Source organism: Actinomycetospora sp. (assembly GCF_036497245.1).
Classification (GTDB): Bacteria; Actinomycetota; Actinomycetes; order Mycobacteriales; family Pseudonocardiaceae; genus Actinomycetospora.
Genome location: NZ_DASXJS010000226.1, coordinates 22,132 through 38,821, shown reverse-complemented (window position 1 = coordinate 38,821; position 16,690 = coordinate 22,132). Strand labels below are relative to the sequence as shown.

Genomic DNA, 16,690 nt, shown 5'->3' with positions numbered 1-16,690 from the left:
GCCTCCGTGTCAGTAGCTGGGCTCGAGCAGGGCGTCGTCCGGGCCGTTCGGCGCGCCGTCGGGCTGCGGGTGCAGGTCGACGAGGTCGCCGCGGGAGACGTGCAGGACCAGCCGCACCCAGACCACGGCGAGCACCCCGTAGACCAGCGCGAACCCGGCGAGCGAGGCCCAGAGCTCGAGGGGCGTGAGCGTGGGCGAGACGCCGTCGGTGGTGCGGAAGAGCCCGAAGACCAGCCACGGCTGGCGCGCGGTCTCGGTGAACAGCCACCCGAACGTCGCGGCGGCCGCGGGGAGCGCCGGGATCACCGGGAGGAAGCGCATCAGCCACCGGTCGGCGAACGGGAACCAGCCGCGCCCGGTCGGCTCCAGGTCCCGGCCCCGCCGGGTGCGCCAGAGAAGCCAGGCCGCGACGACCGTCGCCAGTACCCCGAACCCGATCATCAGGCGGAAGGTCCAGTAGGCGACCGGGATCCAGGGCGTGTAGTTCCCCGCGCCGAACTGCGTCGCGTACTGCGCCTGCAGGTCGTCGATGCCCTGGACGGTCGCGGTCGGGTCACCGGTGGCCAGGAAGCTCAGCAGCCACGGGACGTCGAGCGACCACGGCTGCTCCTGGCCGGGCAGCTGGACGGCGAACAGCGAGAACGGCGCGTGGTCGGTCGTCTCGTAGAGCGCCTCGGCCGCGGCCATCTTCATCGGCTGGACCTCGGTCATGACCTTGCCGAGCAGGTCGCCGGTGAGCGCGACGGCGACGCCGCCGGCCAGCGTGGTCCACGCCCCGACCCGGGCGAGCAGCCGCCAGGTGGGCGCGTCGTCGGCGGGCGAGGACGTGGCCCTCCCCCAGCGCCGCCACACCCCGAGGGCCAGCAGCAGCGCCCCGCCGGCCATGAACGCCCCGGCGATGGTGTGCGGGAACGCCGCGACCACGACCTCGTTGCTCATCAGCGCGCCGAAGCTGCCCAGCCGGGCCCGTCCCGTCGTCGGGTCGAGGGTCACGCCGACCGGGTGCTGCATGAACGCGTTGGCCGCGAGGATCACGTACGCCGAGATCAGCGTGCCGATCGCGACCACCCAGATCGTCGCGAGGTGCAGCCCCGGGCGCAGCCGGTCCCGGCCGAACCACCACAGTCCGAGGAAGGTCGCCTCGAGGAAGAACGCGAGCATCCCCTCGATCGCGAGCGTGGGCCCGAAGACGTCGCCGTAGTACTGCGCGAACGCCGACCAGGAGAGCCCGAACTGGAACTCCTGGACCAGACCCGTGACGACCCCGACGGCGAAGGTCGCCATCAGCAGCTTCCCGACGAGCATCGTGGCCCGCCCGTGGCGCGGGTCACCGGTCCGCCACCACACGGTCTGCAGGCCTGCCGTGAGCGCCGAGAGCGAGATCGACAGGGGGACGAACAGATAGTGGTAGACGGTGACGACCGCGAACTGCAGTCGTGAGAGCTCCAGTGCGGTCACGACGCGACTCCCTTCGCGCGGAAGGATCTACGACACTTCGTAGTACCTACGACGAAGCGTAGTACGACATTGGTCGTTGACACACGGTGTCGCTGGGTACACTCACCACTGTGGCCCTCGGAGAGCTCGAACGCGCCGTCATGGCCCAGCTGTGGTCGGCCGATGGGTCGCTCACCGTGCGGGACGTGCACGATCGGTTGGAACGCGAGCTCGCCTACACCACCGTGATGACGGTGCTGGGGCGGCTGGCCAAGAAGGGCCTGGTCCGCCAGGAGCGCGACGGCAAGGCCTACCGCTACGCCGCCGCCTCGAGCCGTGGACAGATGGCCGCCGAGGTCATGCTCGACGCGCTCGGGGACGTCGGCGGGGACCGCACGGCGGCCCTGGTGGCGTTCGTCGACCGCGTCGGCCCCGAGGAGGCCGACGCGCTGCGCCGGGCGCTGGACACCCCGCCGCACGGAATGCCGCGATCACCCGACTCGTGAGAAGGGCCACCAGCCCGCCACACTGACCTGTCATGGCGTCGGTGTGGTTGACGGGGCTCGCCCTCGTGCTCGCCGGGCCCGTGCCTGCCCTGCTCGCGCGCGCCCGGTGGCCCCGTGCCGTCCCGCGGGCCGCGATCGTCCTCTGGCAGGCCGTCGCGGTGGCCGCCGTGCTCGCCGCGGTCGGCAGTGCCCTCGCCGCCCCCGAGGCCCTGCTGCGCGTCCTCACCCACCCCCAGGAACGCACCGGGCTCCCGCTGGTGATCGCCGTCGGGGTGGCCGCGGTGCTCGCGGGGCTCATCGTCGCGCGCCTGCTGGGCGTGCTGGTCCTGCTCGCCGTGCGGACCCGGATGCGTCGCACCCGCCACCGGGACATGGTCGACCTGATCGCGCGCGCCGAGGAGAACGACGCCGTCGGCTCGCTGCGGGCGGGCACCGTGCTGCGGGTGCTCGACGGCGCCGTGCCCTTCGCCTACTGCGTGCCGGGCCGCGTCGGGCGCGAGGGGCGCGTCGTTGTCACCGGGGCGGCGCTGGACGCGCTGCACGCCGAGGAGCTCAGCGCGGTCATCTCCCACGAGCAGGCCCACCTCGACGCCCGCCACGACCTGGTCCGCGAGGGCTTCACCGCCCTGCACCAGGCCTTCCCCGTCGTGGCCCGCAGCCGCGAGGCCCGGGACGCGGTGGCCCTGCTGCTCGAGATGCTCGCCGACGACGCCGGGCGGCGCCGCCACGGCGACGACGCGATGGCCGGGGCGCTCGACGCCTTCGCCTCGCGCGCGCGAGCGGGTAGCGAGCACGACGATGTCCTGCTCCGACGCGACCGCATCCGCGCCCACGTGCAGGGCGGGCGGGCCCTCTCCGTCGGGACCTACCTCGCCGCCGTCGCCCTCGTCGTCGTCCCGACCGTCACCATCGTCATCCCCTGGCTCGTCGACGCCCTGCCGACGGTCGGCGTCCACTAGGGCTCCCGCTCAGGAATCCCGGTCCGGCCGGTCCCCCGGCCAGTTCCGCATGGCGCCGTTCCCGCGCCCGCGGTGCGCGCCGCGATCCCGACTGCGGCGTCGGACCCGGCCGGCGAGACCGACCCCCTGCAGGAGCGCCAGCGCCCCGACCACCCACCAGCACATCATCGCCGACCCCCCTCACCGGGTGTCGACGCTACCCACTCACCTATCGTCATCGCCGCAACGACACGCGATGAGTCAACTCTCGTCGACAGCGGCCTCCCGCAGCCGGTCCGCGGCGGCGAACGGATCGAGCCCGCCGCCCGCCACCTCGCCGGCGAGGGCGTCCAGGGCCGCCGACCCGGACACCGCCCGGAGCTGCGCGCGCAGGTCGGCGAGCGCGATCGCCTCGATCTCGGCCCGGGCCCGGCGCCGCCTGCCCTCGTCGGCCCGGCCCTGGGAGACCATCCAGTCGCGGTGGGAGTCGATCGCGGCCAGCAGGTCGTCGACGCCCTGACCTGCTGAGGCGACCGTGCGCACCACCGGCGTCCGCCACCCGGGCCCGCTCTCGCGGCGCGCCATGGCCATCGCGTTCTGCACCTCGCGCACCGTGGCGTCGGCCCCCTCACGGTCGGCCTTGTTGACGCAGAAGATGTCGGCGATCTCCAGCACGCCCGCCTTCGCCGCCTGGATGCCGTCGCCCATCCCCGGCGCGAGCAGCACCACGGTGGTGTCGGCGAGCGCGACGACCTCGATCTCGGACTGCCCGACCCCCACGGTCTCCACGAGCACGACGTCGCATCCGGCCGCGTCGAGCACGCGCAGCGCCTGCGGTGCCGCGGCCGTGAGCCCGCCGAGGTGGCCGCGGGTGGCCATCGAGCGGATGAACACGCCGGGGTCGGTGGCGTGCTCGCTCATCCGGACCCGGTCACCGAGCAAAGCGCCCCCGGAGAAGGGCGAGCTGGGATCGACGGCGAGCACGCCCACGCGACGGTCGTCCGCGCGCAGGGCGCTGACGAGCGCGGACGTCGTCGTCGACTTCCCGACCCCCGGCGACCCGGTGAGCCCGACGACGACCGCGTGGCCGCTGTGGGGAGCGAGGGCGGCCGCGAGGTCGCGGACGAGTGGACCCGCGTCCTCCACCAGGGAGATCAGCTGCGCCACGGCGCGGGGGGACCCGTCCCGGGCGCGCGCGACGAGGTCGTCGAGATCCGTGCGCAGGGCTGCCATTCCGCCGATCCTGGCATCCCGGCCCCGACCCCCGGACCGGTCGGAGGGGGTCACCCGATGGGAGGTCGGGGTGGTGGCCGTCACCTGCTGTACTTCTCGATTCAGTCGCTTACATTCCCAAGCATGACTGCACTGGTGGACGTGAGCGTCGGCATCGTGGCCGTGGACCACGTCGGGATCGCCGTTCCCGACCTCGACGCGGCCATCGACTGGTACGCGCAGACGCTCGGGCTCGAGGCCACCCACACCGAGACCAACGAGGACCAGGGCGTCCGGGAGGCGATGCTGCACGCGCCGGACGACCCGTCCGGGACCGCGGTCCAGCTGCTCGCCCCGCTGCACGAGTCCTCGACCATCGCGAAGTTCATCGACCGCAACGGCCCCGGCCTGCAGCAGGTCGCCTACCGGGTCACCGACGTGGAGGCCGCGGCGACGGCGTTGCGCGAGAAGGGCGTGCGCCTGCTCTACGAGGACGCACGCCGCGGTACCGCCGACTCGCGCGTGAACTTCGTCCACCCCAAGGACGCCGGTGGCGTGCTCGTCGAACTGGTCCAGCCCGCGGCCACCGGCCACTGACCCGTCGCAGCCACCTCTTCCGCTCGACCTACCCGTCGGTAGCCTTCAGGCGAACCGACACCCACGGAGGCTTCTGACCGTGCACGAGATCCGCGACGCCATCCTCGCCGACGAGACGTCCGCCATGCCGGGCCTCACCGTCCCCGAGTCCTATCGGGGCATCACGGTCCACGCCGACGAGGCCGAGATGTTCGCCGGGATGTCCTCGAAGGAGAAGGATCCCCGCAAGTCGCTGCACCTCGACGAGGTGCCGACCCCCGAGCCGGCCGCGGGCGAGGCCATCGTGGCCGTGATGGCGAGCGCCATCAACTACAACACCGTGTGGACATCGATCTTCGAACCGGTGTCCACGTTCGGCTTCCTCAAGCGCTACGGGCGTATCTCCGAGCTCGCGAAGCGCCACGACCTGCCCTACCACGTGGTGGGCTCGGACCTGTCCGGCGTCGTCGTCCGGGTCGGCGCGGGCGTCCAGATGTGGAAGCCGGGCGACAAGGTCGTGGCGCACTGCCTCTCGGTGGAGCTGGAGAGCCCCGACGGGCACGACGACACGATGATGGACCCCGAGCAGCGCATCTGGGGCTTCGAGACCAACTTCGGCGGCCTGGCCGACATGGCGCTGGTCAAGACCAACCAGCTCATGCCCAAGCCGGAGCACCTCACCTGGGAGGAGGCGGCTTCCCCGGGGCTCGTGAACTCGACGGCCTACCGCCAGCTCGTGAGCCACAACGGCGCGAACATGACCCAGGGCGACGTCGTGCTCATCTGGGGCGCCTCGGGTGGGCTGGGCTCCTACGCCACCCAGTTCGCGCTCAACGGCGGCGCCACGCCGGTCTGCGTGGTCTCCTCGCCGGAGAAGGCCGAGCTCTGCCGCAAGATGGGCGCCGAGCTGATCATCGACCGCTCCGCCGAGGGCTACAAGTTCTGGTCCGACCCCGAGACCCAGGACCCGCGCGAGTGGAAGCGGTTCGGCTCGAAGATCCGTGAGCTGACCGGCGGCGACGACCCCGACATCGTCTTCGAGCACCCGGGCCGCGAGACGTTCGGCGCCTCGGTCTACGTCGCCAAGCGCGGCGGCACGATCGTCACCTGCGCCTCGACGTCGGGGTTCATGCACCAGTACGACAACCGCTACCTGTGGATGAACCTCAAGCGGATCATCGGCTCGCACTTCGCGAACTACAAGGAGGCCTACCTGGCGAACCGCCTGGTGGCCCAGGGGAAGATCCACCCCACGGTCTCGAAGACCTACGCGCTCGAGGAGACCGGTGAGGCGGCCAACGACGTCCACCACAACAGCCACCAGGGCAAGGTCGGGGTGCTGTGCCTCGCCCCGGAGGAGGGCCTCGGCGTGACCAACCCGGAGCTGCGCCAGCGGTACCTCCAGGAGATCAACCGCTTCCGCGGCGAGTAGCCCGCGTCCTCCCCGACGTCACGGACGGCTCGTCGGTCACTCGCGTCAGTGACCGGCGGGCCGTTCGTCGTCCGTGGGGTTCTCGACGGCGGGTGAGCGGACTCACCACCGGCGTGACCGGGAGCGATCGGTCCGCCGACGGCGTGTCCGTCACCCGTCCGTGGCCGTGTCGCACACAGCCCTAGTAACCTGGGCCGATGCCGTCGGGAGAGCGTGACCTGCTGCCTCTGGGCACCGGGTTCGACGTGGTCCGCCGCGGGTACGACCGTGGCCAGGTCGAGGAGCACCTCGACCGCGTCGAGGCCGACCTGCGCATCCTCACCGCGGACCGGGACGCGGCCGTGGCCCAGGCCTCGGAGCTCGCCCGCGCGCTCGACCGGACGCGGTCCCACGTGGAGGAGCTCCGCGCGCAGATCGACCGGCTGGCCGCGCCCCCGGACTCCATGGAGGGCCTCTCCGAGCGCCTGCAGCGGATGCTCCGGCTCGCGCAGGACGAGGCCCGGGAGATGCGCTCCAGCGCCGAGCAGGCCGCCCGCCGCACCCGTGAGGAGGCCGACGAGCGCGCCCGCCGCACCGTCGAGCAGGCCGACGAGCACGGGCGCCGCACCGTCGAGCAGGCCGACGAGCACGCGCACCGGACCGTCGCCGAGGCCGACGAGCAGGCCCGCGGCATGCTCGAGGAGGCCCGCCGCCAGGCTCAGGAGATGCACGAGGCCGCTCAGGCCGAGGCCGCCCAGGTCCGCACCCGGTACGACTCCGGGGTCGAGGACAACGAGCGCAGGCGCGCCGAGATGGAGGCCGAGCACCACACGCTGATGGAGTCCGCGCGCGCCGAGGCCGTCCGCGTCCGTTCCGAGGCGGAGGCCGAGCGCCGCCACCTGGACGAGGAGTCCCGGGCCCGGCGGGTCCAGATCGAGGAGGACTTCGAGATCGCGATGGCCTCGCGGCGCACGGAGTCCATGCGCGTACTCGCCCGCAGCGAGGCCGACGCCCGCTCCCGGGCGGAGACCCAGCTGCGCGAGGCCGCCGACGAGTCCCACCGACGGCTCAGCGAGGCCGACGCCGAGGTGGCCGAGACCCGCCGCCTGCGCACCCGGGTGACCGACCAGCTGGCCACGCTGCGCGAGTCGCTCGCCGGGCTGCCCGGCCTGGACTCCTTCCCCGAGGACTCGTCCGACGAGACGCGCCCGGTGCACGCCCCGGGCCCGGCGACCCGGGACACCGGGCCGGAGTCGACCCGGGACACCGAGCCGGACGGCCGCTACCGGGACGGTGGCCACCAGCAGGGCGGTCACCAGAACGGCGGCCACCCCGACGACGACTACGACCAGCCCGCAGGCGGCGCCCGCGGCTCCTACGACACCCGCAGCGCGGCCGCCTCGTCCTCCTGAGGCCGGCTCGGGCGTGTCACCGGCGCCAGCAGCCGCTGTGCCAGTGGCGCCGCTCGTCGCCCCCGCCGCCGGGGCCGTCCGTCGGCCACACCACGACGTGCGACGTGCCGGGTCGGATCTCGTGGTCGCAGCCCGGGCAGCGGTAGGTCTTCGTCGCCGCCGACCCGCTGATCGAGCGCACCGCCCACCGGCGGCCGGCCCGCTCGACGTAGGACAGGGCACCGCCGAACAGCGGGCGGGGTTCCCCGCCCGCTGCCCGTCGGTTGCGGCGTGCCATGAGGCGCAGCCCGGGTGAGCGGGTGTCGTCGCCGCGACGGCGACATCCGCTCACCAGGCGTCAGCTGTAGTCCCTGAACCCGTGGCCGGTCTTGCGCCCGAGCCGCCCGGCCGTGACCAGGTGCTCCAGGAGCGGGGCGGCGGCGAAGCCCGGCACCCGGAACTCCTGGTAGAGCGAGCGCTCGATCGCGAGCGAGACGTCCAGGCCCACCACGTCGAGCAGCGCGAACGGTCCCATGGGCAGACCGCAGCCGTTCTTCATGGCCGAGTCGATGTCGTCGACGGTGGCGTAGTGCGCCTCGAGCATCGACACCGAGTCGTTGAGGTAGGGGAAGAGCAGCGCGTTGACGATGAAGCCCGCGCGGTCCCCGCAGAGCACCGGGTTCTTCTTGATCCGCGAGCAGACGTCCCGGACGGTGGCCGTGACCTCCGGCGCCGTGGTGATCGGGCTGACGATCTCGACCAGCTTCATGACCGAGGCCGGGTTGAAGAAGTGCATGCCGACGACGTCCGCGGGGCGCGAGGTCGCGGCGGCACACTCCACGACCGGCAGCGACGAGGTCGTCGTCGCGAGGATCGTGCCGGGCTTGCAGACCTCGTCGAGGGCCGAGAACGCGGCCTGCTTGACCCCGAGATCCTCGGCGATGGCCTCGACGACGAGGTCGCACTCGGCCAGGCCGGAGAAGTCCACCGTCGTCGAGATGTGCCCGAGCGTCTCGTCCCGGGCCTGTTCGGAGAGCTTGCCCTTGACGACGGCCTTCTCGAGCGACTTGCGCACGGCCGCGACGGCGCCGTCGCCCTTGGACTCCGAGCGGCCGCGCACGACGACGTCGTATCCGGCCTTGGCGAAGACCTCGGCGATGCCGGTGGCCATGGTGCCGGTGCCGACCACGCCGACGCGGCTGATCGGGCGCAGCGCCGCGTCGTCGGACCCGGGCGGGGGCGGGGTGAGGCCGTCGGCCACGACCTCGGAGGAACCCGGCTCGGCGTAGGTGTAGAAGCCGCGCCCGGTCTTCCGGCCGAGCAGACCCGCCGTGATCATCTGCTTGAGGATCGGGGCGGGCGCGTGACGCTGGTTGCGCGACTGCCGGTACATCTCCTCGAGGATCTCGTAGGCCGTGTCCAGGCCGATGAGGTCCATGAGCGCCAGCGGGCCCATCGGGTAGCCGCAGCCGTACTTCATCGCGGCGTCGAGGTCCTCGCGGCCGGCGTAGTGCGACTCGAACATGCCCACGGCCTGGTTGAGGTACGTGAACAGCAGCTGGTTGGCGATGAAGCCCGCGCGGTCGCCGCAGACCACCGGCGACTTGCCGAGGCGCTCGGCGAGGGCCCGGACGTCCTCGACGACGGTGGGCTCGGTGACGACGGTGCGCACCAGCTCGACCAGTGCCTGGACCGGGGCCGGGTTGAAGAAGTGCATCCCGACGACCCGGCTGGGGCGCTCGGTGCGCACCGACAGCTCGGTGATCGAGAGCGACGAGGTGTTCGACGCGAAGATCGTGTCGGGTCCGCAGACCTTGTCGAGGGCCGTGAAGACGGCGGCCTTGAGCTCCATGCGCTCGGGCACGGCCTCGACGACGAGGTCGACGTCCGCGAGGTCGGCCAGGTCCGTCGAGACCCGCACGCGCTCGAGCAGCGCGGCGCGGTCGTCCTCGGCGAGCTTGCCGCGCGACACCGCCCGGGACGTGGAGGAGTCGATGTGCTCCTTGCCGTGGGCTGCCGCGGTCTGGTCCACCTCCACCGCGACGACCTCGACGCCCGCGCGGGCGAACACCTCGACGATGCCCGCACCCATCGTGCCCAGACCGACAACACCCACCCGGGCGAACTCGCGAGCCACGTCCACAGTCCCTTCGTCGACACCCAGGTCCTGAGGGGACCTGATTCGGGCGATCCTGTCATGCGGGTCCGACCGGCCGTACCCCTCGACCCGGCCCCGTGATGCACCCCTCCGGGCAGCTTTACCGGTTCCGTCGGTAGATCAGACCCGCCAGCACCGTCATGGCCTTCACGACCCAGCCGGGCCGCTCGAACGTCATGACGTTGATGCTCTTGAACCGGCGCTCGGAGACCGCGAGGGGACGGGTGAACTCCCGGAGACCGTCGCGGCCGTGGATGCGTCCGAACCCGGAGTCGCCGACGCCGCCGAAGGGCAGCGAGGGCATGGCGGCGAACGCGATGACACCGTTGACCGAGACCATCCCGCAGCGCATCCGCCGGGCGATCTCGTAGCCCCGCCGCTTGGCGAACACCGAGCCGCCGAGCCCGTAGCGGGAGGCGTTGGCGCGCTCCACCGCCTCGTCGATGTCGCGGACGCGGTTGACGACGACCGTCGGGCCGAACGTCTCGTCGGTGACCGCCGTCGAGTCCTCGGGGACGTCGGCGAGCACCACGGGGTCGACGTACGGGGGGCGCACCGAGCCGGGTCCCCCGACGACGGCCCGTCCGCCGCGGGCGAGGGCGTCGTCGATCTGGGCGGAGATGATCCCCAACTGGCTCGGCATGGTGATCGGGCCGTAGACCGAGCGTGGCTCGCCGCCCGGGCGCACCGTCGCCGCCCGCTGGGCCACCTTGTCGAGGAAGGCCTCGGCCACCGAGTCGACGACGTAGACCCGCTCCACCCCGACACAGGTCTGGCCTGCGTTGGACATCGCGCCCCACACCGCGGCGGCCGCGGCGTCGTCGAGGTCCGCATCGTGGTCCACGAGCAGGGCGTCCTTGCCCCCGCACTCGACGAGGACCGGGGTGAGCGACTCGGCGCACGTCGCCATGACCTTCTTCGCCGTGGCGGTCGAGCCGGTGAACGCGACCTTGTCCACGCCCGCGCGGCACAGCGCGGCGCCGGTCTCCCCCTCGCCCGTGACGAGGCCGAACACGTGGCCCGCGTCGTCCCAGCCCGGGTCGGTCCGGCGCAGCACCTCGGCGAAGGTGTCGACGAGCCAGCGCCCGACGGTCGGCGTCAGCTCGGAGGGCTTGAAGACGATCGCGTTGCCCGCGGCGAGCGCGTAGACGATCGAGCCCATCGGCGTGAAGACCGGGTAGTTCCAGGGCCCGAGCACACCGATGACGCCCAGCGGCCGGTACTCGACGGTCGCGGTGTGGTTGACCATGAGCGCGCCCGCCTCGGCCCGCCTGCGGCCCAGTGCGGCCTTGGCGTGCTTACCGGCCCAGTGCAGGTGGTCGATGACGAGGACGACCTCGATCCGGGCGTCGTCGAGCGGCTTGCCCGTCTCGTGGCTGACCAGGGCGGCGAGCTCGTCGGTGCGCGTGATGAGCAGCTTGCGCCAGGCCGCGAGCCGCGTGCGGCGCTCGTCGAAGCCGAGGTCGGCCCACCAGCCCGCGGCGGCGCGCGCCCGGGCCACGACCGCCTCGACCTGCTCCGAGGTGTGTCGCGGGTGGGTGGCGACGACGGAGCCGTCGCGCGGGTCGAGGGAGTCGAAGGTGTCCGACGGAGCCGCGGGGCCGGTGCTCGCGGGCTTCGGTGCCGTGGTCGTCATACCGATGGACGTTACCGGTGGGTACACCTAGTTCGCGAGAGGGAGCGACGCCCGCAACCGTTCCGCGACCGCGTCCAGGGCACCCCGCTCCATCGGCCGGAACGCTCCGTCGAGCCGCAGGCCGTCCCCGGGCGTGCGGGGCAGCACGTGCAGATGGGCGTGCCACACCTCCTGGCCCGCGGCGGCACCGTCGGCCAGGAAGAGGTTCACGGCCTCCGCGAGGCCCGCGGCACGCGCACCCGCGGCCACCCGGCGGCCCAGCTCCCACACCGCCGCGCCCTCCGCAGGCGTCAGGTCGGCGAGCCCGACGGCGTGGCGGCGCGGGACGACGAGCGCATGGCCGGTGACCGCGGGCTGCACGTCGAGGAACGCGACGGCGTCGTCGTCCTCGGCGAGCAGGCTCCGCTCGGCCGTGCCCGCCACGATCCGGCAGAACACGCACTCGCCGTCGACCTCGGCGGGCAGGACGCGCCGCTTGGGGGTCCGGCGGATCGGGGGGAGGCGCATGATCAACGACGATTCTCGGACACCCAGTGTCTGCAACGCGACGTTTCTGGCACTCAGAACAGCCGGAACTCGTCCGACTCGATCCCGCGCAGCGCGTCGTAGTCGAGCGTGACGCAGCGGATGCCGCGGTCGGTCGCGAGCACCCGGGCCTGGGGCTTGATCTGCTGTGCGGCGAAGATGCCCGCGACCGGGGCGAGCAGCGGGTCGCGGTTGAGCAGTTCGAGGTAGCGGGTGAGCTGCTCGACGCCGTCGATGTCGCCGCGGCGCTTGATCTCGACGGCGACCGAGCTGCCCGAGTCGTCGCGGCAGAGCAGGTCCACCGGCCCGATCGCGGTCGGGTACTCGCGCCGCACGAGGCTCCAGCCGTCCCCGAGCGTGTGCACGTGCTCGGCGAGCAGTTCCTGGAGGTGGGCCTCGACGCCGTCCTTCACCAGTCCGGGGTCGACGCCGAGCTCGTGCTGCGAGTCGTGCTGGATCTCCTCGAGGGTGATCGTCAGCGTCTCGTCGGCCTTGTTGCGGACCGTCCACACGCTCTGCGCATCGTCCTGCGCGTCCCCCGTCGCTCCGCTCGCCCCTTGCACGTCCCCCGTCGCTGCGCTCGCCCCTTGCACGTCCCCCGTCGCTGCGCTCGCCCCTTGCGCGTCCCCCGTCGCTCCGCTCGCCCCGGACTCCTCGGTGAGCCAGCAGGGCGGGCTCATCCAGTTCAGCGGCTTGTAGGCCCGGTCGTCCGCGTGGACGCTCACCGAGCCGTCCGCCTTCACCAGGAGGAGGCGGATCGCGCTGGGCAGGTGCGCGGTCAGGCGGCCCGCGTAGTCGACCGTGCAGCGGGCGATGACGAGTCGCACGGGGCGGAGATCAGTTCCGCGACGCCGACCGGTTCAGCTCGTCGAGGAAGGAGTCGACCGAGGCCTTCTTCGCCTGGTCGGACTGCAGCTCCTGGCGCACCAGCCGGCCCGCGAGCTCGGTGGAGTGCCCCCCGAGCTCGGTCTTCAGCTCGCGCACGACCTGGGAGCGGGCGTTCTCGAGCTGCTCCTCGCCGCGGCGGCGCAGGCGCTCGATCTCTTCCTCGGCCTTCTGGCGCATCTCGTCGGCGATGCGCTGCGCGTCGGCCCGGGCGTCGTCACGGATGCGCGCGGCGTCGTTCTGGGCGTTCTCCACGGCCTCGCGGTACGCGGCCTCGGCCTGGTCCAGCCGCTCGCGCGCCTTGCGGGAGTCCTCGACCTGCTGCTCGATCTCCTGCGCCCGCTTGTCGGTCATCGACTTCAGCGGTGGGAGGACGTAGCGGTACAGCACGTACAGGATGATCAGGAATGCGAAGACCTCAGCGAGGATCGTGCTAACCATGTGCTCTGCCGTGCTCCCGTTCCGCGGTGACCGGTATCGCCCTGCTTGCGGCGCAGCGTAGCAAGGGCCGGCGTAGCCCGGGCGGCGGAGTCGGACACCGCGGGCATGATCGATGGCGTGGACACACTCTCGAGCCGCCCGGTGTACGAGAACTCCTGGATGACGGTGCGTGAGGACACCTTCCGACGCCCCGACGGCGGCGAAGGCCTCTACGGCGTCGTGGACAAGCCGCACTACGCGCTCGTCATCGCGATGGACGGCTCGGGGCCCGCGGCGCGGATGATGATGGTCGAGCAGTTCCGGTACCCGCTCGGCCTGCGCCGCTGGGAGTTCCCGCAGGGCACGGCCCCGGACCGCGCCGTGATGGAGCCGGGCGAGCTGGCCGCGCGCGAACTGCGGGAAGAGACCGGCCTGGCCGCGGCGCGCTGGCTGCCGCTCGGCCTGCTCGACGTCGCCCCGGGGCTGTCCTCGCAGCGGGGACGGGCCTTCCTGGCCACCGACCTCACCGTGGGTGAGCCGGACCGCGAGGACACCGAGGCCGACATGCGCGCCGCGTGGGTCAGCCGCGCGGAGTTCGAGGACATGGTGCGCGCGGGCGAGATCACCGACGCCCAGTCGATCGCGGCGTACGCGATGTTGATGCTGTCCGGCCGCTGAGCCGGCCCCGCCGCTCGCCCTGCCCGTCCGCCACCGGCCATCCGCGGGTCACTGCCCACCGGGGAACACTGGGAGGCATGCCACTCGTGCGACTCGGCCCGCTGGCCGTCCCCACGCCCGCCGAGGTCCTCTCCTGGACCGCCGCGACGGTCGAGGTGGGCGTCCGGCTGCCCGGGCGGGTGGCGACGCTGCTCGACGAGGTCACACGGCTGCTGACGACGCTCGACGGGATCGCCGGGCGGGTGGACGGCCTGGTCGACCGCGCGGACGGCATCGTCGGCGAGATCGAGGGCGTGATCGGCGAGGCGCGCGGCATCACCACCGGGGCGTCCGAGGTCGTCGAGTCCGCCCGCTCCATCACGACGGGCGCCGACGGCGTCGTCACCCAGGCCGGCCGGGTCACCGGCGGAGCCGCCGACGTCGTCGAGTCCGCCCGGACGATCACCGGCGGCGCCGACGAGGTGATGACCTCCGCCGCGGCGACGAGCCGCCACGCGCAGGAGCTGCTCGACCTCTACCGGCCGATGCTCGAGCAGGCGGCCCCGCTGACGAAGAAGTTCGTCGACGACCTCGCCCCGGAGGAGATCGAGGCGGCCATCAAGCTGGTGGACGAGCTCCCCGCTCTCGCCCACCACATGTCCACCGACATCATGCCGATCCTGGAGACCCTCGACCGCGTCGGACCGGATCTGCACGAGCTCCTCGACGTCACCAAGGACCTGCGCCGCGCGATCGACGGCATCCCCGGGTTCTCGTTCCTCAAGCGCCGCGGGGAGTCCCGCGAGGACGAGGACGTCTAGCCGGTCAGACGCCGGTCGGGGTCTCCTCCCGCTGCTCTTCCCCATCGCTGCGCTCGCTCCGGCCGAGGCCGTGCACCTCGCGGATGACGTCGACGAACTCGCCCATGATCCCGGTCAGCGAGTACGACTTCGGCGTCACCACGCGCTGCACCCCGAGCCGCTGCAGCTGCTCGGCGTCCTTCGGCGGGATGATGCCGCCGACGACGACGGGGATGTCCGACGCATCGGCGCGCGCCAGCCCGTCGAGGACCGCAGGCACCACCTCGAGGTGCGAGCCGGAGAGCACCGAGAGCCCGACGACGTGCACGCCCTCCTGCACCGCCGCCGCCACGATCTCGCCCGGCGTGAGCCGGATGCCCTGGTAGATGACCTCGAAGCCGGCGTCGCGGGCCCGCACGGCGATCTGCTCGGCGCCGTTCGAGTGCCCGTCGAGGCCCGGCTTGCCGACCAGCATGCGCAGCGCGGCCACGCCCAGCTCGTCGGCCGTGCTCCGGACGCGCCGGCGCACCTCGTCGAGGTCGGTCGGCGTGCCGTCCGCCGTCGCATCGCCGTTCTCGGAGCCGGCCGATCCCGACGACGAGGCCGCCGTCACGCCGGTCGGGGCGCGGTAGGAGCCGTAGACGCCGCGCAGGGCGCCGGCCCACTCCCCCGTCGTCACCCCGGCCCGGGCGCACTCCAGCGTCGCGTCCATGAGGTTCTCGGTGCCGCCCGCCGCCTCGGCGAGCCGGTCGAGCGCGGCCTTCGCGCCCTGGTCGTGCCGGTCGGCCCGCCACGCGGCGACGGCCTCGCGGGCCTGCTCCTCGACCTCCTTGTCGACGACGAAGATCGCCTCGGCGCCCTCGGCCTGCAGCGGGCTCGGCTCCGTGGAGGTGAACTTGTTGACCCCGACGACGGTGTCCTCACCGGACTCCAGGCGCATCCGCCTCCCGGCGAGCGAGGACACCAGCTGGGACTTCATGTAGCCGGAGTCGACCGCCGCGACCGCGCCGCCCATCTCGGCGACCTTCGCGATCTCGGCCCGGGCGCCCTCGACGATCGAGGCCGTCTTGGCCTCCATGACGTGGGAGCCCTCGAAGATGTCCTCGTAGTCGAGCAGGTCGGTCTCGTAGGCGAGGACCTGCTGCATGCGCAGCGCCCACTGCTGGTCCCACGGGCGCGGCAGGCCCAGGGCCTCGTTCCACGCGGGGAGCTGGACGGCGCGGGCGCGGGCGTCCTTGGAGAGCGTCACCGCGAGCATCTCCAGCACGATGCGCTGGACGTTGTTCTCCGGCTGCGCCTCGGTCAGGCCCAGCGAGTTGACCTGTACGCCGTAGCGGAAGCGGCGCATCTTCGGGTCGGTGACGCCGTAGCGCTCCTGGCACAGCTCGTCCCAGAGCTGCGCGAACGCCCGCAGCTTGGCGATCTCCTCGATGACGTGCAGTCCGGCGTTGACGAAGAACGAGATGCGCCCGACGACCTTGCCGAAGTCCTCCTCCGGCACCTGGCCGGAGTCGCGGACGGCGTCGAGCACCGCGATCGCCGTCGAGATCGTGAACGCGACCTCCTGCGTCGGCGTCGCGCCGGCCTCCTGCAGGTGGTAGCTGCAGATGTTGATCGGGTTCCACTTCGGGACGTTCGAGACCGTCCAGGCGATCATGTCGGTGATCAGCCGGACGCTCGGCGCGGGCGGGAACGCGTACGTCCCGCGCGAGAGGTACTCCTTGACGATGTCGTTCTGCGTGGTGCCGGAGAGCTTCGCGCGGACCTCGTCCCGGTCCTTCCCCGCGGCGTCGGCCTGCTCGTCGGCGACGGTCGTGTAGAGCGCGAGCATCCACATGGCCGTCGCGTTGATCGTCATCGAGGTGTTGGCCTCGTCGAGCGGGATCTCGTCGAACAGCGCGCGCATGTCGCCGATGTGCGAGACCGGGACGCCGACCTTGCCGACCTCACCGCGGGCGAGCTCGTCGTCGGGGTCGTAGCCGGTCTGGGTCGGTAGGTCGAACGCGACCGACAGGCCGGTCTGGCCCTTGGCGAGGTTGCGCCGGTAGAGCTCGTTGGACGCCTTCGCCGACGAGTGGCCGGCGTAGGTCCGCATGACCCAGGGGCGGTCACGGGAGTCGTCGGTGGGGTACGGCATC

The 16,690-nt window shown here is 72.6% G+C and carries 16 protein-coding genes; 7 read left to right on the top strand and 9 right to left on the bottom strand.

Translation table 11 applies throughout. The features are described from left to right. Positions 1-9: 9 nt before the first annotated feature. Positions 10-1,458, bottom strand: coding sequence for a cytochrome ubiquinol oxidase subunit I (locus VGI02_RS23875; protein WP_331631561.1), 1,449 nt, complete (start codon positions 1,456-1,458; stop codon positions 10-12). Positions 1,459-1,568: 110 nt separating this feature from the next. On the opposite strand from VGI02_RS23875, the gene VGI02_RS23870 reads away from it, so the two are divergent. Both VGI02_RS23870 and VGI02_RS23865 read left to right on the top strand, forming a co-directional pair. Continuing rightward, complete coding sequence (locus tag VGI02_RS23870; protein ID WP_331631559.1) at positions 1,569-1,943, top strand: BlaI/MecI/CopY family transcriptional regulator; 375 nt, start codon at positions 1,569-1,571, stop codon at positions 1,941-1,943. A gap of 32 nt (positions 1,944-1,975) precedes the next feature. After that, a complete protein-coding gene (locus VGI02_RS23865; protein ID WP_331631557.1) occupies positions 1,976-2,902 on the top strand; it encodes a M56 family metallopeptidase in 927 nt (308 codons plus the stop codon). 240 nt (positions 2,903-3,142) lie between these two features. On the opposite strand, the gene meaB is transcribed toward VGI02_RS23865, so the two are convergent. Then, on the bottom strand, positions 3,143-4,114 hold the full coding sequence (gene meaB, locus VGI02_RS23860) for a methylmalonyl Co-A mutase-associated GTPase MeaB (protein WP_331631555.1): 972 nt from the start codon (positions 4,112-4,114) through the stop codon (positions 3,143-3,145). A 123-nt stretch (positions 4,115-4,237) separates the two neighbouring features. Here meaB and mce point away from each other — a divergent pair, with 123 nt between their 5' ends. The 3 genes from mce to VGI02_RS23845 all read left to right on the top strand — a co-directional run bounded on the left by mce (position 4,238) and on the right by VGI02_RS23845 (position 7,492). Beyond that, the gene (gene mce, locus VGI02_RS23855) at positions 4,238-4,690 is read left to right on the top strand and encodes a methylmalonyl-CoA epimerase (RefSeq protein ID WP_331631553.1); all 453 of its coding nucleotides are present in this window, start codon (positions 4,238-4,240) and stop codon (positions 4,688-4,690) included. Positions 4,691-4,814: 124 nt separating this feature from the next. Continuing rightward, positions 4,815-6,101 (top strand): crotonyl-CoA carboxylase/reductase, encoded by a 1,287-nt coding sequence (gene ccrA / locus VGI02_RS23850; RefSeq protein WP_331631590.1) that lies wholly within the window; start codon positions 4,815-4,817, stop codon positions 6,099-6,101. Positions 6,102-6,298: 197 nt separating this feature from the next. Next, entirely contained in the window at positions 6,299-7,492 is a 1,194-nt protein-coding gene (locus VGI02_RS23845) for a DivIVA domain-containing protein (protein ID WP_331631551.1), read from the top strand. 16 nt (positions 7,493-7,508) lie between these two features. Here the strand turns inward: VGI02_RS23845 and VGI02_RS23840 are convergent, their stop codons facing one another. From VGI02_RS23840 to atpF, 6 genes are all read right to left on the bottom strand, one after another. Beyond that, on the bottom strand, positions 7,509-7,769 hold the full coding sequence (locus VGI02_RS23840; RefSeq protein WP_331631588.1) for an Rv1322 family protein: 261 nt from the start codon (positions 7,767-7,769) through the stop codon (positions 7,509-7,511). Between the two features lie 60 nt (positions 7,770-7,829). After that, positions 7,830-9,608 carry a 3-hydroxyacyl-CoA dehydrogenase family protein gene (locus VGI02_RS23835; protein WP_331631549.1) on the bottom strand — a complete coding sequence of 593 codons (1,779 nt, stop codon included), beginning with the start codon at positions 9,606-9,608 and terminating at the stop codon, positions 7,830-7,832. A 121-nt stretch (positions 9,609-9,729) separates the two neighbouring features. Next, entirely contained in the window at positions 9,730-11,265 is a 1,536-nt protein-coding gene (locus VGI02_RS23830; RefSeq protein WP_331631547.1) for an aldehyde dehydrogenase family protein, read from the bottom strand. Between the two features lie 27 nt (positions 11,266-11,292). Next, positions 11,293-11,772: an HIT family protein gene (locus VGI02_RS23825; protein ID WP_331631545.1), complete on the bottom strand. Its 480-nt coding sequence runs from the start codon at positions 11,770-11,772 to the stop codon at positions 11,293-11,295. 53 nt (positions 11,773-11,825) lie between these two features. Next, complete coding sequence (gene nucS / locus VGI02_RS23820) at positions 11,826-12,617, bottom strand: endonuclease NucS (RefSeq protein ID WP_331631543.1); 792 nt, start codon at positions 12,615-12,617, stop codon at positions 11,826-11,828. A 10-nt stretch (positions 12,618-12,627) separates the two neighbouring features. Beyond that, positions 12,628-13,116 (bottom strand): F0F1 ATP synthase subunit B, encoded by a 489-nt coding sequence (gene atpF / locus VGI02_RS23815; RefSeq protein WP_331631541.1) that lies wholly within the window; start codon positions 13,114-13,116, stop codon positions 12,628-12,630. A 117-nt stretch (positions 13,117-13,233) separates the two neighbouring features. On the opposite strand from atpF, the gene VGI02_RS23810 reads away from it, so the two are divergent. Together VGI02_RS23810 and VGI02_RS23805 are read left to right on the top strand one after the other, a co-directional pair. Continuing rightward, the gene (locus VGI02_RS23810) at positions 13,234-13,773 is read left to right on the top strand and encodes an NUDIX domain-containing protein (protein ID WP_331631539.1); all 540 of its coding nucleotides are present in this window, start codon (positions 13,234-13,236) and stop codon (positions 13,771-13,773) included. 77 nt (positions 13,774-13,850) lie between these two features. After that, entirely contained in the window at positions 13,851-14,573 is a 723-nt protein-coding gene (locus VGI02_RS23805; protein ID WP_331631537.1) for a hypothetical protein, read from the top strand. 4 nt (positions 14,574-14,577) lie between these two features. Here VGI02_RS23805 and VGI02_RS23800 read toward each other — a convergent pair whose 3' ends face one another. Further along, the gene (locus VGI02_RS23800) at positions 14,578-16,689 is read right to left on the bottom strand and encodes an ethylmalonyl-CoA mutase (RefSeq protein ID WP_331631535.1); all 2,112 of its coding nucleotides are present in this window, start codon (positions 16,687-16,689) and stop codon (positions 14,578-14,580) included. Position 16,690 lies beyond the last annotated feature (1 nt).

What these genes read in the sequence shown, in the direction of transcription:
- atpF (WP_331631541.1), bottom strand. Translation starts at nt 13,116, where the DNA reads ATGGTTAGCACGATCCTCGCTGAGGTCTTCGCATTCCTGATCATCCTG.
- meaB (WP_331631555.1), bottom strand. Translation starts at nt 4,114, where the DNA reads ATGGCAGCCCTGCGCACGGATCTCGACGACCTCGTCGCGCGCGCCCGG.
- VGI02_RS23800 (WP_331631535.1), bottom strand. Translation starts at nt 16,689, where the DNA reads ATGCCGTACCCCACCGACGACTCCCGTGACCGCCCCTGGGTCATGCGG.
- VGI02_RS23865 (WP_331631557.1), top strand. Translation starts at nt 1,976, where the DNA reads ATGGCGTCGGTGTGGTTGACGGGGCTCGCCCTCGTGCTCGCCGGGCCC.
- VGI02_RS23840 (WP_331631588.1), bottom strand. Translation starts at nt 7,769, where the DNA reads ATGGCACGCCGCAACCGACGGGCAGCGGGCGGGGAACCCCGCCCGCTG.
- VGI02_RS23805 (WP_331631537.1), top strand. Translation starts at nt 13,851, where the DNA reads ATGCCACTCGTGCGACTCGGCCCGCTGGCCGTCCCCACGCCCGCCGAG.
- mce (WP_331631553.1), top strand. Translation starts at nt 4,238, where the DNA reads ATGACTGCACTGGTGGACGTGAGCGTCGGCATCGTGGCCGTGGACCAC.
- VGI02_RS23830 (WP_331631547.1), bottom strand. Translation starts at nt 11,265, where the DNA reads ATGACGACCACGGCACCGAAGCCCGCGAGCACCGGCCCCGCGGCTCCG.
- VGI02_RS23825 (WP_331631545.1), bottom strand. Translation starts at nt 11,772, where the DNA reads ATGCGCCTCCCCCCGATCCGCCGGACCCCCAAGCGGCGCGTCCTGCCC.
- VGI02_RS23845 (WP_331631551.1), top strand. Translation starts at nt 6,299, where the DNA reads ATGCCGTCGGGAGAGCGTGACCTGCTGCCTCTGGGCACCGGGTTCGAC.
- ccrA (WP_331631590.1), top strand. Translation starts at nt 4,815, where the DNA reads ATGCCGGGCCTCACCGTCCCCGAGTCCTATCGGGGCATCACGGTCCAC.